Here is a 14303-nt window from a genome sequence, read left to right as displayed (position 1 = left end):
GTGGTTATAGCCGCGTGCGGCAGGGGCGCCAATGGGAGCGCCCAGAGGATGCGGCGCACCTGGCTTTTCGGCGCGGCGGCGCCTCGGCGAGACCCTCCCGGGCGCATTTCTGCACTGCCGCGCTGTGTCCGCGCGGTTCCGGTCCGAGGTGAGCGCAAGGTCGCAGACGATGCCTGCCAAGATCAGAAAGATTACGTAACTTTTGCGCGGCCTCGCAAGAGGTTTGGATTTTTCTGTCTTAGTCTTTCGTTGACATGCGGTAGCGGAAGGTCTGAAAAAATCGGCTCCTAACTTGTGCCCCTATTTGATGTGGGCTGGGAGTGAGCGGGCATGGCCAAGACCTATATTCCGACGGATCCCTTGTTCGGAGCCCAGTGGCACCTGCTGAACATCGGCCAGGACATCATGGGCCTGCCCCAGGAAGACGGGGCCTATCGCAATGACATCAATGTCACCAGCGTATGGCCCGACTATACGGGCGAAGGGGTGGTGGTCGCCGTGATGGACAATGGCTTTCAGGCCAGCCATCCCGACATCGCCCCGAACTATCTGGCCGATAAGTCCTATTATCTGACCCGTAACCAGCCCGGTCAGGTTGATGGCGACCACGGCACGGCGACCCTCGGACTGATTGCCGCCGCTCAAAATGATCTTGGCGGCGTGGGTGTCGCCTATGGCGCCAAGGCCATCGGCTACACCACTGACGGCGTCATTGAACGCTCGGGCTTGGTTGAGATTGATAATTTCACGCCGGACTTCATCAAGGCAACCGCGCGCATGCTGATGGACGGCGTCAGCGTCAGCAGCAACAGCTGGGGCATGCCGCTTCGCCAAACGCCTTTTCAGGATGCGGCCAAGCAGGACATCTATGCCGCGGCGTACACGGATCTCGTGAGCCTGGGCCGCGACGGGCTCGGCATTTCGGTCCTTTTCGCGGCCGGCAATAACACGGCGCTGAGCACGCAGGTCAAGCAGAACACCAATTTCTATCCGACGACGAGCCTACCCCAAGCGATCGTGGTGGGCGCCGCGACCGTGGAAGGCAAAGCGACGGACTACACCATCCCGGGCGCCAATGTGCTGGTCGCGGCGCCGGGCAGCGGCACCAAGTCCACCTCCGTTCCCACCGTGTCGGAGGTGTCTAGCATCGTCACTACCGACCTTCTGGGCGAGGCCGGCCTCAACAAGACGCCGGACGGGGACTATACGAATCTGTGGGATGAAGCCACGCACAGCCATGGGTTCAACGGCACCTCGGCTGCCACACCCATTGCGGCCGGCGTTGTGGCGCTCATGCTTGAGGCCAATCCGAACCTTGGCTACCGCGACATCCAGGAAATCCTGGCCTACAGCGCCAAGACGCCGGACGGTGTTGCGGAGTGGAAGACGAACGGAAGCTCGGACTGGAACGGCGGCGGGCTCCTCTATGACGACCATCTCGGCTTCGGGTTGATCGACGCCCACGCGGCGGTCCGTCTTGCCGAGACCTGGCAGAAGCAGAGCGCCTACGACAACCTCGTCACTCTGACCCAGTCCGTTTCCGGGTCGACCGATGCGCTGGTGGTCGCCGCAGGTCAGGCGCGGCATCTGGATCTGAGCTTCGAGGACCTCATCCGCGTTCAGCACGCGACGCTCTCGATCAATGCGGGGGTGAACGCGGGGTTCGGGTCCCTCACGGGATCTCTGGAAGACATCTCCATTTCGCTGACCGGGCCCGACGGCGTCACCACCGACCTTTTCATGGACCCGTCCTATTATCAGTTCGTGGGGGTCAGTGGACCTCTGCGGTTTTCCTTCGACACCGTCCATAATTGGGGAGAGTTGTCGAACAGCGGCAATTGGACCGTCAATATCACCAATAATGGCGATGCCGATCTTGTGATCTATGCGGAGCTTGCGCTGCTCGGAGACGCCGTCACTGCCGGAGAGACTTTCATCTACACCGACGATTACGCCCGTCTCGGTACGGATGACATCGACCGGACCATCCTCTCCAGCACCCAGGCCGGCCCCCACACCCTCAATGCTGCGGCGGTAACCACCGACACCACGGTCAATCTGTGCTGCGACGAGGCCACCATCGCCGGCGTCGTCACCTATTTCACCCCCGACATGCGCTTTGCCCGCGTGGTGACGGGCGATGGCAATGACACGCTCACGGGCGACGAGGGCGACACCGTCTTCTTCACCGGGCGCGGCACCAATAGCGTGGATGGCGGCGGCGGCCACGATACCCTGCAATTCCTGTGGGACTTCAAGGCCTACAGCCAGACCGCCTATGGCATCCAGACGGTCATCGTCGGGGCCGACAGCGTCGATTATGCCACCGACATCGCCGCCCTCCAGTTTGCCGACGGCACGCTGCTGCTGGACAACAATCCCCTGGTCAACGACCTCTTCTATGCCAACCAGGTGGCGAGCCTTCTGAATTCCGGCACCACCGCGGAAAGCCATTATGACGCCGTGGGCTGGAAGGCGGGCCTCGACCCCAACGGGGTGTTCGACACCTCCGCTTATCTGGCCAACCATGCCGCTCTGAAGGCGGCGGGCACCAATCCGCTGGATTATTTCCACGAGACCGGCTGGAAGAATGGCGACGATCCCTCCGCCCGGTTCGACACCTCGCTCTATCTGAAGCTCAACCCGGACGTGGCGGCGGCAGGCGTCGATCCGCTCCAGCACTATCTGCAATATGGCATCCACGAGGGCCGGGAGGTGCGCCCGGTGGTGGACAGCGCCCATCTGCAGAATGGCGGCACGTTCGATGCCACCTTCTATCTGCTGGCCAATGAGGACGTGGCGGCGGCCGGCGCCAATGCCTATGAGCATTGGATCACCTACGGCCAAAAGGAGGGGCGGGACCCCAACGCCTATTTCGACGTGAGCTACTACCTTTCGGCCAATCCCGACGTGGCGGCCGCGGGCGCCAACCCGCTGGAACACTATATGACCTATGGCTGGAAGGAGGGCCGCGACCCCTCCGCGGCCTTCGATACCAAGGGCTACCTGGACCATTATACGGACGTGGCGGCCGCCGGTGTGGACCCGCTCGCGCACTATCTGGTCTATGGCATCGGCGAAGGGCGCCAAGCCACCTGGGATCTGGCCTGAGCCACCTGGGATCTGGCCTGAGCCGGTCCCGCCTCAACCAGGCACGGGCGGCGCGGCGAGGCGCCGCCCTCCGTTCGTCCTGGCGGCGCACGTTTCGGCGGGAGGCGCCCCAGCAAACGCCGCTCAGACAGCAACCGCCGCTCAGGCCGGGAGCTTGGCGCCCGCCTGGCGGGCGGCGGCCTCCCGCGTGAGCTGGAAGGCGTCCGTGCGGGCGCGGATCTCGTCCACCAAGCGGGCGCGCGTCTCCCCGTCCATGGGCGCCAGATAGGGCTCATATTCCAGGGCCAAGGCGATGCGGCCGGCTTCCTCGGCCCCCGCCAGCTCGGCGACGATCTCCAGCGCCACGTCGATGCCGGCGCTGGAGCCTGCGCCGGTCACCAGCCGGCCGTCCCGCACCACCCGCTCCGCGCAGGGCTCCGCGCCGAGCAGGGGCAGATGCCCGGCCGAGAGCCAGTGGCAGGCGGCGCGGTGGCCCTTCAGCAGGCCCGCCGCGCCCAGCAACAGGGACCCGGTGCTCACCGAGCCGATGATCCGCGCGTCCTGCGCCAGATAGCGCAGGAACCGCAGCACCGTCTCATCCGCCATAAGGCCCACCTGTCCCGGCCCACCCGGCACGAACAGCACGTCACACCGGTCGAGATGGCCGAACTTGGTGGTGGGCTCCAGGGTCAGGCCGGCGGCGTCCGTGATGGCGCGGGTGGACTTCCACGCCAGATGCACCTTGGCGTCGGGCAGGCGGGCGAGCACCTCGAACGGGCCGGTGAGGTCGAGCTGCGTCATGCCGGGATAGGCCAGCATGACGATGGTGCGGGCCATGGCTCAGGTGCGCGCGGCGATGGCGTCGGCCAGCGACACGGTGCGGCGCGCCATGTCCGCATGCATGCGCTCCACCATGCGCCCGTCCAGCTGGATCACGCCCTTGCCGGCATTTTCCGGCTGGTCGAAGGCGGCGATGATGGTGCGGGCGCGGGTGACCTCCGCCTCGGGCGGGCTGAAGGCGGTGTTGCAGGGCTCGATCTGGGCGGGGTGGATCAGCGTCTTGCCGTCCATGCCCAGCTCCACGCCCTGCTGGCACTCGGCCTTGAAGCCCTCCATGTCCTGGAACTGGTTCCACACGCCGTCCAGCACGTCGATGCCATAGGCATGGGCGGCGGCCACCGACAGGCTCAGCCAGGGATACATGGGCGCGCGGCCGGGAATGAGGGCGGCGCGGGTTTCCTTGGCCAGATCATTGGTGCCCATCACGAAGACCGCGAGGCGGGTGATGGGATCGCGCGCGGCGGCGGCGATGTCCTTCACGGCGAAGATGGCGAGCGGGGTCTCGATCATCGCCCACACCCGCGTTTCGGCGGGCACGCCCAGCGCCTCCAGGCGGCGGCCGACGGTGACGAGCTGCTCGGGATCCTGCACCTTGGGGATCAGGATGGCATCGGGACGGGCGGAGGCGGCGGCCTCGATGTCGTCACTGCCCCACGGCGTGTCCAGCCCGTTGACGCGGATCACCACCTCGCGGGGGCCGAAGCCGCCGGCCTTCACCGTCTCCACCACGCGGGTGCGCGCCTCCAGCTTGGCGTCGGGGGCGACCGCGTCCTCCAGGTCCAGGATCACGCCGTCCGCCGGCAAGGTGCGGGCCTTTTCCAGCGCGCGGGCATTGGAGCCGGGCATATAAAGGACGCTGCGGCGCGGGCGGATGGTCATGTGGGCTCTCCCCAGAGGCTGTTGCGGTGCAAAGCTAAAGCGATGCGACGCAAGAGGGAAGCGGGCCGTTGGTCGGGCGGGAGGGGGATGATGCGGGTCCTGGGGATGGATGGCTGTCCGGGCGGCTGGGCGTGTCTTTACTGGGACGGGGCGCAGGGCCTTGAGATCCAGCGCCTGCCGACGGTGGAGGCGGCCATGGCGCATCTGGGGCCGGAGGGCTTTGCCGCCGTGGACATGCCCATCGGCCTGCCGGAGCGCGCCTTTCCCGGCGGGCGCGCCGCCGAGCGGGCGGTGCGCCCGCTCCTGGGGCAGCGCCAGTCCTCCGTCTTCTCCGTTCCCTCGCGGGCGGCGGTGGAGGCCGGCATGGACGAGACGATCCCGGAGACGGAGCGCTATCGCCATGCCTGCACGGTGGCGCGGGCGACCTCGGAGCCGCCCCGGTCCATCTCCAAGCAATGCTTCCACATCTTCCCCAAGATCCGCGAGGTCGACCTTCTGCTCCAGCGCCGGCCGGACCTCGTGCCCCGTTTGTGGGAATGCCATCCCGAGGTGAGCTTCCGCACCATGCGGGGGGAGGCTGTGCCGGTGGCGAAGAAGGTGAAGGGGCAGGTCAGCGCGGAGGGTCTCGCCTTCCGGCTCATCTGCCTGGCCGAGGCGGGCTTTCCTGTCGCCGACCTGACCCGCGAGACGGCCAAGCGCCTCCGCATGGGCTGGGACGACCTGGTGGACGCTGCCGCCTGTGCCTGGACCGCCTGGCGCATCGGCACGGGGGTCGCGCTGTCCTATCCCGATCCGCCGGAGCTCGATGCCAAGGGCCTGCCGGTGGCGATCCGCGCCTGAGTGTCGCTTGGCTTCAGCAGGCGTGATCCGGCGCCACGATGGGGCGGTCGCAGGTGACGCGATAGACGTCGGCGCGCGCCAGGGCGCGGATCTGGCTCTGGGAGGCCACGAGCCAGGCGGAGACATCCACCCCCGCGGCGCGACAGGTTTCCACCCAGCCTTCGTTTTCCAGCAGCAGGCGACGGCGCAGCATCATGGTGCGGTTGCCGGAGAGTTCCGCGAAGGCGGCCAGTTGCGAGATGTCGGAGCCGATCAGCCCCAGCGCCACGGTCTGGCTTTCCGCCCGCACGGCGCGCAGAGCATCCAGCTCGAACGAGCAGAAGCAGGTGTGATCCTCGCTACCGGCGTCCCGCACCACCCGCACCATCTCGGTGATGCCGGCCTGGGTCGCCGGCGCCTTGATCTCGGCATAAAGGCGCGCCGCGCGGGACTTGCCCAGCGCCACCACCTGCTCGAACAAAGGGACGCGCTGGGGCGGCCATTCCGAATGGCGGGCGGCCGCATTGAGCCCGGTGATGTCGGCCAGATCCAGATCGGCCAGGGGGCCGGTGCCATCGGTGGTCCGGTCCAGCGTGGCGTCGTGCAGCACCACGGGCACGCCGTCCTTGGTCAGCCGCAGGTCGAATTCGAGGGAATGATAGCCAAGGTCGAGGGCCTGGGAGAAGGCGGCGAGCGTGTTCTCCGGCGCCATCTGCGCGAAGCCGCGATGGGCGATGACCTCCACCTTTCCCAACGGGCAGGCAAAGACGGCCTCGGCGGCCTGTGCGCCCGCTCCGGGAAGCGGGCTCAGCAGGGCGCCTGCCATGATCCCGAGCGCCCCCCGCCGGTTAACTCCCGCCGTCCTGGGCAAATCCGCCCCTCCCGCCCTGTTGCGCCGCTCGCATAGCACGACCCGGCTTTGCGCAGAACTGCCCACCTCATCACGAGCGTTTGTCCGGCCGAAGGCCCGCGAGGGCTTGATGCACAAGCCTTTTGCCGCGCGACCACCGGTCGTGCCCGGAAGGCGCCGGCCCCTGGCCCGTCCGACCTAAGGAGAATTCCAGGCTGGGCGCCGCCGTGCGCTTATGCCTTGCTTCCGCGCGCTCTTCCACGAAGGACCCCGCTTCATGCCGCACGACCGTATCCGCCTCGCCTCGCTCCAGGACAAGGTGGTGAGCGCCGAGGAGGCCGCATCCCACATCAAGGACGGCATGATCGTGGGCATGAGCGGCTTTACCCGCGCGGGCGAGGCCAAGGCCGTGCCGCTGGCCCTGGCGGAGCGGGCGAAACGCGAGCCCTTCAAGATCACACTCGTCACCGGCGCCTCTCTGGGCAACGACCTGGACAAGCAATTGGCCGAGGCCCACGTGCTCGCCCGCCGCATCCCGTTCCAGTCGGACAGCTATCTGCGCAAGGCCATCAATGCTGGCGAGGTGATGTTCATCGACCAGCATCTGTCCGAGACCGTGGAGCATTTGCGCACCCACCAGCTCGGCCCCATCGACGTGGCGGTGGTGGAGGCGGTGGCCATCACCGCCCAGGGCGGCATCATCCCCACCACCTCGGTGGGCAATTCCGCCACCTTCGCCATCCTGGCCGAAAAGGTGATCGTGGAGATCAACCTCACCCAGCCGGTGGAGCTGGAGGGGCTGCACGACATCTATATTCCCACCCGACGGCCGTTCCGCGAGCCGATCCCGGTGGTCGCTCCCGAGAGCCGCGTGGGCCTGCCCTTCATTCCGATCCCGCCGGAGAAGATCGCGGCCATCGTGGTCACGGCCAAGCTGGATTCGGCCTCCACCGTCCTGCCGCCGGACCCGGAGACCGCCGCCATTGCCGGCCATCTCATGGACTTCCTGGACAATGAGGTGAAGCGCGGGCGCCTCACCCACCGCCTTCAGCCGCTCCAGGCGGGCATCGGCACCATCGCCAATGCGGTGATGCACGGCTTCATCGAAAGCCCGTTTTACGACCTGACCATGTATTCGGAGGTGCTCCAGGATTCCACCTTCGACCTGTTCGACGCCGGCAAACTGAATTTCGCCTCCGGCTCCTCCATCACCTTGTCCAAGGCCAAGCATGATGCGGTGATGCCGCAGATCACCCGCTACAAGCCGCGCCTCATCCTGCGGCCGCAGGAAATTTCCAACCATCCGGAGATCATCCGGCGCCTGGGCATCATCGGCATCAATACGGCGCTGGAATTCGACATTTACGGCAACATCAACTCCACCCATGTGGGCGGCACCCACATGATGAACGGCATTGGCGGCTCGGGCGATTTCGCCCGCAACGGCTATCTGTCCGTGTTCGTCACCAAGTCCATCGCCAAGGGCGGGGCGCTGTCCTCCGTGGTGCCCATGGTGTCCCATGTGGACCATACCGAGCATGACGTGGACATCGTGGTGACCGAGGTGGGCCTGGCGGACCTGCGGGAACTGGCACCCCGCGAACGCGCCCGGGTGATCCTGGCTAATTGCGTGCATCCGCTCTATCGCGATGCGCTGGAAGACTATTATGCCCGCGCGCTCGCCCGCGGTGGCCATACGCCCCATGTGCTGGAGGAGGCACTTTCCTGGCATGTGCGGGCGCGGGAGACCGGCTCCATGCAGATGGCGCGCTAAAGCCTGCGCCGATCAGCCTGCACCGCAGGCTGATCGGATCACGCATTCTCTATCAATAAGTTAGAGGGCGATTCACCGATCAGATTGGTTCAATCTGATCGGATCGCGCTCTAAAGCCCAAACGAAAACGGCGCCCGCGAGGGCGCCGTTCCAGCTTGGATCAAGCCTTTCTCACGCCGCCTTTCGGCGGGAGGTGATGAGCTTGCGGTTCACCAGCACTTCCGCGATCTGCACCGCGTTCAGCGCCGCGCCCTTGCGCAGATTGTCCGACACGCACCAGAAGGCGATGCCGTTGTCCACGGTCGGGTCATCGCGCAGGCGCGAGATATAGGTGGCGTCCTCGCCGGCCGCCTCGTGGGGCGTGGCGTAGCCGCCGCTTTCGCGGGTGTCGATGACCAGGATGCCGGGCGCCTCGCGCAGGATCTTGCGCGCCTCGTCCGCCGACAGGGGCTTCTCGAACTCCACGTTCACGGATTCAGAGTGGGAGATGAACACCGGCACCCGCACGCAGGTGGCGGTGAGCTTGATCTTGGGGTCGAGGATCTTCTTGGTCTCGACCACCATCTTCCACTCTTCCTTCGTGTACCCGTCCTCCATGAACACGTCGATCTGGGGGATCAGGTTGAAGGCGATGCGCTTCGGGAACTTCTTCGGCTCCACCGGATCGGAGACGAACACCGCGCGGGTCTGGGTGAACAGCTCGTCCATGGCGTCCTTGCCCGCGCCGGAGACGGACTGATAGGTGGACACCACCACCCGCGTGATGGTCGCCGCGTCATGCAGCGGCTTCAGCGCCACCACCAGCTGCGCCGTCGAGCAGTTGGGATTGGCGATGATGTTCTTCTTCTTGAAGCCCACGATGGCGTCGGCATTCACTTCCGGGACGATCAGGGGAACGTCCGGGTCCGTGCGCCACTGAGAGGAATTGTCGATGACCACGCACCCGGCCGCGCCGATCTTCGGCGAGAACTCCTTCGACACGGCTCCGCCCGCCGACATCAGGCAGATGTCGGTGTCGGAGAAGTCGTAGGTGGCGAGGTCCTTCACCTTCAGGGTTTTGTCACCATAGGAGACCTCGACGCCCATCGAACGGCGCGACGCGAGTGCGACCACCTCATCGGCGGGAAAGCCCCGCTCGGCGAGGATCGAGAGGATCTCCCGGCCCACGTTTCCCGTGGCGCCGGCTACTGCGACCTTGTAGCCCATGACGTCCCTTCAGGCTTGCCGGCCCCTTGGCCGGAAACGCGCGTTTCTATGCCCATCGGGCGTTCCATGCAACGCGCATTTCCCGCGCCGCAGCGCCGCTCCTGACGCAGGGGTCGCTGGCAAGGTGCCGCCGAGGCGTGAAGGCGGGTGTTGCCCCGCGGTCACGTGGGCCGGACTTTCGCGCCCCAGCCGGCCCGCCGGGCGGATTTGACCATCATCATTAATGCGTTGCGCTTCAATGCCCTATAAGAGAGGTCCGTCCGGCCGGCCCGCGCCCAGCGCGCGGTGCGGGGCCGGCACGGGCAGGAACCGACCTCGACCGGGCGGACTTCCTCGCTTAGATTGGAGATTGGGCTGCGACCGATGGGATTCGGCGCGGCCATGTCCGGGCTGGAGGGTTCAATGCGTGTCGCGCCGCTTCTCACCATCGCCGCCGCGTTGATGTTCGCGGGGGTGGGCATGGCTGAAGCCCAGTCCACCTCGACGACCACGACACCCTCGGCCACCGCTCCCGCCGCCGCGCCGGCCGCTGCCGCGACGCCGGCCAAGCCAACCACCAGCACCACCACCACCAAGAAGCGCACCCGCACGTCGGTGGACATCTCCAAGCGCTCGCCGCTGGATGCCGGCACCGTGGTGAAGCCGGGCTCCAAGTCCTACCTGGATTATGCCCTTCCGTCCGGCTGGTTCTATCCCACCTATGGCGCGGTGGACGGTGGGTTCGTGCCCGGCCGCTACCCGCTGCCCGGCCGGTTCGACCTGCCCGGCTACTGATCGGCCGCGCCGGCGCAAGGCCGGCGCCGCGCCCGCGCGATAAGCGCCGGCTCGACAAGCGCCATCGCGCCCGCCATAAGGGCCCTTCTGTCCGGCGGTCCGCCGCACGCGCGTTCGGCCGCAAGCCCCGGGGTCGGTCCATGTTCAGCGTCATTCCGGGCTTCCGCCTTTCGCTGGGCATCACGCTCACCTATCTGGCGCTCATCGTGCTGCTGCCCATTTCCGCCCTGCTGCTGAAGGCAGCGGATGTGGGGCTCGAGCGCTACATCGCCATCATCCTCTCCCCCCGCACGCTCGCCTCCTTCCAGGTGACCATCGGCGCGGCGCTCGCCGCCACCGCCTTCAATGCGGTCTATGGCCTGATGCTGGCCTGGGTGCTGGTGCGATACGAGTTTCCCGGCAAGCGATTGCTCGACACCTTGGTGGACGTGCCCTTCGCTTTGCCCACGGCGGTGGCCGGCCTCGCCTTGACCGCTCTGTTTGCGAAGAACGGCTGGTTCGGCGCCCCGCTCATGGATCTCGGCCTCCAGGTGGCCTATGCGCCGGCGGGCATTGTCTGCGCCATGGCCTTCACCTCCATTCCCTTCGTGGTGCGCACGGTGCAGCCGGTGCTGGAGGACCTCGCCCCCGACGTGGAGGAGGCGGCCACCACGCTTGGCGCCTCCGAATGGCGCGTGTTCCGCACCGTGATCCTGCCCGCCATCTTCCCGGCCTTCCTGGCCGGCTGCTCGCTGGCCTTCGCCCGCTCGCTGGGCGAGTTCGGGGCGGTGGTGTTCATCGCCGGCAACCAGCCGTTCCGCACCGAGATCGTGGCGCTGCTCACCTTCATCCGCATCGAGGAATATGACTATCCCGCCGCGGCGGCCATTGCGGCCACCATGCTGGGGCTCGCCTTCGTGATGCTGGTGTGCGTCAACCTCATCCAGACCTGGCATCAGCGCCGGGCCATCCGGGAGGACTGAGCATGTCGAACGCCGCCTCCTCCTCTTCCAACCGCCAGCGGGTGGGCGATGGCCGGCGCACGCGGCGGGTGCTGATCGGCCTCGTGCTGCTGGTGACGGTGGTGGTGCTGCTGGCGCCGCTCGCCTCCATCTTCTCGGAGGCGTTCAAGCGCGGCACGGCGGCCTATCTGGAGAGCCTTGCCCGCCCCGACACGCTCCACGCCATGGGCCTGACCCTGTTCACCGCGCTCATTTGCGTGCCCGTGAACGTGGCCTTCGGCATCGCCGCCGCCTGGGCGGTGACCAAGTTCTCCTTTCCCGGGCGCGGGCTGCTGCTGGCCCTCATCGAGCTGCCCTTCTCCATCTCGCCCATCGTGGCGGGCGTCGCCTATCTCTTCGTCTATGGTGCGCAGGGCCTGCTTGGGCCGTTCCTGGAAGCCCATGACATCAAGATCATGTTCGCCATTCCCGGCATCATCCTGGCGAGCCTGTTCGTCACCGCCCCCTTCGTCGCCCGCGAGATCGTGCCGCTGATGATGGCGCAGGGCCGCGAGGAGGAAGAGGCGGCGGTGACCTTGGGCGCCTCCGGCTGGCGCATCCTGCGCACCGTCACGCTGCCCAATGTGCGCTTCGCGCTGCTTTATGGCGCTGCGCTCTGCAATGCCCGCGTCATGGGCGAGTTCGGCGCCGTCTCGGTGGTCTCCGGCAACATCCGGGGCAAGACCTCGACCTTGCCGCTCCAGGTGGAACTGCTCTACCAGGACAGCCAGGTGGTGGGCGCCTTCGCGGCCGCCACCGTCCTGGCCATGGTGGCGCTCCTGACCCTCGTCGCCAAGCTCATCATCGAGCGCATGGATGAGGAGCGGGCCCGCCTCCAGCTGCCGCGCGGTCCCGCCGGCCATTGAGACGCGGGCGGGATGACCCCGCCCGCACCCGCTGCACGGCCTACCCGACCCCCTCATAGGCCACGAAGGCCATCATGCCAGCCTCCATGTGGTAGAGGTGGTGGCAGTGGAAGGGCCAGTGGCCGGGATTGTCCGCGTCGAAGGCGATCTTTACCCGCGCCATGGGCGGCACCACCACCGTGTCCCGCACTGCGCCATTCACCGCGCGGCCGTTGATCTCCACCACCTGGAAGCGGTGGCCATGCAGGTGCATGGGATGGGACATCATGGACATGTTCGCCATGGCGATCTCCACCCGCTCGCCCCGCCGCACGGTGAGCGCCTGCGGGCCGCTGATGGCCCAGCTATAGCCGGCCATGCTGCCGGTGAGCGTCACCGGATAGCTCCGGTCCACGCGCCGGCGGGGCAGGGGCGCCAGCGGGCGCAGGGTCTGCTCCAGGGCGAGGTCGACCACATCAGCCTTCTGCGCGCCCGTCGTCGCCAGCTTGCGGACGGCGGCGCCCGGCGTCGCCAGGATGATGCCGGTGCGCTCCACCTCGCCTTCCCGCAAGGCCAGGATGGGCCAGGCGCCCCCTTCGGCCGGCACGGCCAGGCGAATGTCCAGGCGCTGGCCCATGCTCAGCGGAAAGGTCCGGCCTTTCACCGGCTGCACCGGCTGGCCGTCCACCGCGATGAGGTCGCCCTCCAATTCGCCCGTGGACAGCTGGAAGGCTGTGGCGGAGGCGCCATTGATGATGCGCAGGCGCACCCGCCCGCCCTTTTCCACGGTCACCACCTCGGGGTCATCCAGGGTGCGGTCATTGGCGAGATAGGCGTCAAAGGCGATGTCGTTGAGATCCATGGCGCCACCGGCGCCGTGGCCCATGGTGTCATGGTTCATGCCGCCGTGATTCATGCCCCCTTGATTCATGCCGGCATGTCCCATCATGCCCCCGGCCATGGCGCCTGGACTCATTCCGCCTGCGCCATGATCCATGCCGCCGACCCCTCCCCGCAGGCGGGCGAGCAATTCCTCCGCCGGGGTGAAGGAGAAGTCGTGCAGCAGGATCACCACCTCCTGCGCGTCACGGCCGGCATCCTCTCGGCTACGCACAATGAGCGGGGCGGCCAGCAGGTTCTGCTCCTGCAGGGTGTGGGCGTGCATCCAATGGGTGCCGCCGGGGCCGGCGGGGAAGTCATAGGCGCGCGTCTCTCCGGGCGAGAGCGGGGCGGCCGGATTTCCGGGCACGCCGTCCTGCGCCCAGGGCGGGGTCAGGCCGTGCCAGTGAATCAGGGTGGGCGCGTCGATATGGCTGGCCAGCGCCACGTCGAACCGGTCCCCCGCCGTGAGGGTGAGGCCGGGCGTGCCATTCGGCTGGGCCAGCCCGAACACGGTGGCGGAGCGCCGGTTCACCTCCAGCGTGCGGGATGTGATGGCGAGCGGGCGGGTCGGCGGTGACGCCTGATCCTGCGCCCCGGCGCGCCCGGATGCGACGAGCGCGGCGGCGCCGGTGGCGCAGTGGGTGAGAAAGTCTCTGCGGTTCATGGGAATCTCGATCGGTCGCACCCCGCCCCCTCCCGTCTCCCAGAATGGGAGGATGGACAGCAGGAGGGGCAGGCGCGGGAGGGCAGGGGACGCGCGCGGGCGTCCGGCGAAAGGCGCGGGGCGCCGTTCAGGCCGTGGCGCTGCGGGGCGGATCGAGGGCTTCGCCCGGCGGCAGGCCATCGGGCAGAAGGGGGGTGTGGAACAGCCGCACCTGTCGTGTCCCGGTCGGCGCGGCGAGACGAGGGGCGGCGGTCACGGCCGGCAGGCAGGCCGGGCAGGAGGCAAGGCAGCAGGGATGACGGGCGTCGGCCGGCGGCGTCGCCCGTTGGGGGGCCCCTTGGAGGGCGGAGGCCTGTTCCGCCCCGTGCGATGACGCCCCGGCCGGATCGCCCGATGCCCCATGGTCGCCAGGCGGACCATCGGGATGTCCCGATCCGTGATGATGGGCATGCGTCGCGCCGGTCGCCTCATGCGCCGTGGCGATGGGGAAGGCTGTGGGCGCGACGGGCGCGTCCGCGCATTCGGGTCCCATGGCCCGGGTGGGCACCGAGAGCGCCGCGGCGAAGGAGAGCGTAAGCACCACAACCAGCACCCGGTCCAGCATCGCCCGCAGCACACGCCACAGCCGGGTGCGGAAGGCGGGACGGACGGGGGTGCGGATCATCCGAGGGCACCGGGAGGGCGGAAATGAGCGCAGATC

Annotated in this window: 12 protein-coding genes; 6 read left to right on the top strand and 6 right to left on the bottom strand. The window is 67.7% G+C overall.

Annotated features, from left to right (window positions below; translation table 11 throughout):
• Nucleotides 1–330 precede the first annotated feature (330 nt).
• Complete coding sequence (locus tag ACT54L_RS01065) at nt 331–3111, top strand: S8 family serine peptidase (protein WP_476083686.1); 2781 nt, start codon at nt 331–333, stop codon at nt 3109–3111.
• 141 nt (nt 3112–3252) lie between these two features.
• Here the strand turns inward: ACT54L_RS01065 and ACT54L_RS01060 are convergent, their stop codons facing one another.
• A complete protein-coding gene (locus tag ACT54L_RS01060; RefSeq protein WP_476083685.1) occupies nt 3253–3927 on the bottom strand; it encodes a DJ-1/PfpI family protein in 675 nt (224 codons plus the stop codon).
• Nucleotides 3928–3930: 3 nt separating this feature from the next.
• The gene (locus tag ACT54L_RS01055) at nt 3931–4809 is read right to left on the bottom strand and encodes an HpcH/HpaI aldolase/citrate lyase family protein (protein WP_476083684.1); all 879 of its coding nucleotides are present in this window, start codon (nt 4807–4809) and stop codon (nt 3931–3933) included.
• An 87-nt stretch (nt 4810–4896) separates the two neighbouring features.
• Between ACT54L_RS01055 and ACT54L_RS01050 the strand changes: the two genes are divergently transcribed.
• A complete protein-coding gene (locus ACT54L_RS01050; protein WP_476083683.1) occupies nt 4897–5649 on the top strand; it encodes a DUF429 domain-containing protein in 753 nt (250 codons plus the stop codon).
• A gap of 13 nt (nt 5650–5662) precedes the next feature.
• Here ACT54L_RS01050 and ACT54L_RS01045 read toward each other — a convergent pair whose 3' ends face one another.
• The gene (locus ACT54L_RS01045; protein WP_476083682.1) at nt 5663–6454 is read right to left on the bottom strand and encodes a glycerophosphodiester phosphodiesterase; all 792 of its coding nucleotides are present in this window, start codon (nt 6452–6454) and stop codon (nt 5663–5665) included.
• Between the two features lie 301 nt (nt 6455–6755).
• Here ACT54L_RS01045 and ACT54L_RS01040 point away from each other — a divergent pair, with 301 nt between their 5' ends.
• A complete protein-coding gene (locus ACT54L_RS01040) occupies nt 6756–8252 on the top strand; it encodes an acetyl-CoA hydrolase/transferase family protein (RefSeq protein ID WP_476083681.1) in 1497 nt (498 codons plus the stop codon).
• Nucleotides 8253–8423: 171 nt separating this feature from the next.
• Here the strand turns inward: ACT54L_RS01040 and ACT54L_RS01035 are convergent, their stop codons facing one another.
• A complete protein-coding gene (locus ACT54L_RS01035; RefSeq protein ID WP_476083680.1) occupies nt 8424–9458 on the bottom strand; it encodes an aspartate-semialdehyde dehydrogenase in 1035 nt (344 codons plus the stop codon).
• Between the two features lie 402 nt (nt 9459–9860).
• Between ACT54L_RS01035 and ACT54L_RS01030 the strand changes: the two genes are divergently transcribed.
• From ACT54L_RS01030 to cysW, 3 genes are all read left to right on the top strand, one after another.
• Nucleotides 9861–10232, top strand: a complete 372-nt coding sequence (locus ACT54L_RS01030; protein WP_476083679.1) for a hypothetical protein — start codon at nt 9861–9863, stop codon at nt 10230–10232.
• 140 nt (nt 10233–10372) lie between these two features.
• The gene (gene cysT, locus ACT54L_RS01025) at nt 10373–11194 is read left to right on the top strand and encodes a sulfate ABC transporter permease subunit CysT (RefSeq protein WP_476083678.1); all 822 of its coding nucleotides are present in this window, start codon (nt 10373–10375) and stop codon (nt 11192–11194) included.
• Nucleotides 11195–11196: 2 nt separating this feature from the next.
• Entirely contained in the window at nt 11197–12078 is an 882-nt protein-coding gene (gene cysW, locus ACT54L_RS01020; protein ID WP_476083677.1) for a sulfate ABC transporter permease subunit CysW, read from the top strand.
• Nucleotides 12079–12118: 40 nt separating this feature from the next.
• On the opposite strand, the gene ACT54L_RS01015 is transcribed toward cysW, so the two are convergent.
• Both ACT54L_RS01015 and ACT54L_RS01010 read right to left on the bottom strand, forming a co-directional pair.
• Nucleotides 12119–13603 (bottom strand): multicopper oxidase family protein, encoded by a 1485-nt coding sequence (locus tag ACT54L_RS01015; RefSeq protein ID WP_476083676.1) that lies wholly within the window; start codon nt 13601–13603, stop codon nt 12119–12121.
• A gap of 127 nt (nt 13604–13730) precedes the next feature.
• Nucleotides 13731–14267, bottom strand: coding sequence for a hypothetical protein (locus tag ACT54L_RS01010; RefSeq protein ID WP_476083675.1), 537 nt, complete (start codon nt 14265–14267; stop codon nt 13731–13733).
• Between the last annotated feature and the right edge of the window lie 36 nt (nt 14268–14303).

Source organism: Aquabacter sp. DMC10, assembly GCF_056314145.1.
This window is presented reverse-complemented; position numbering and strand designations above follow the sequence as displayed.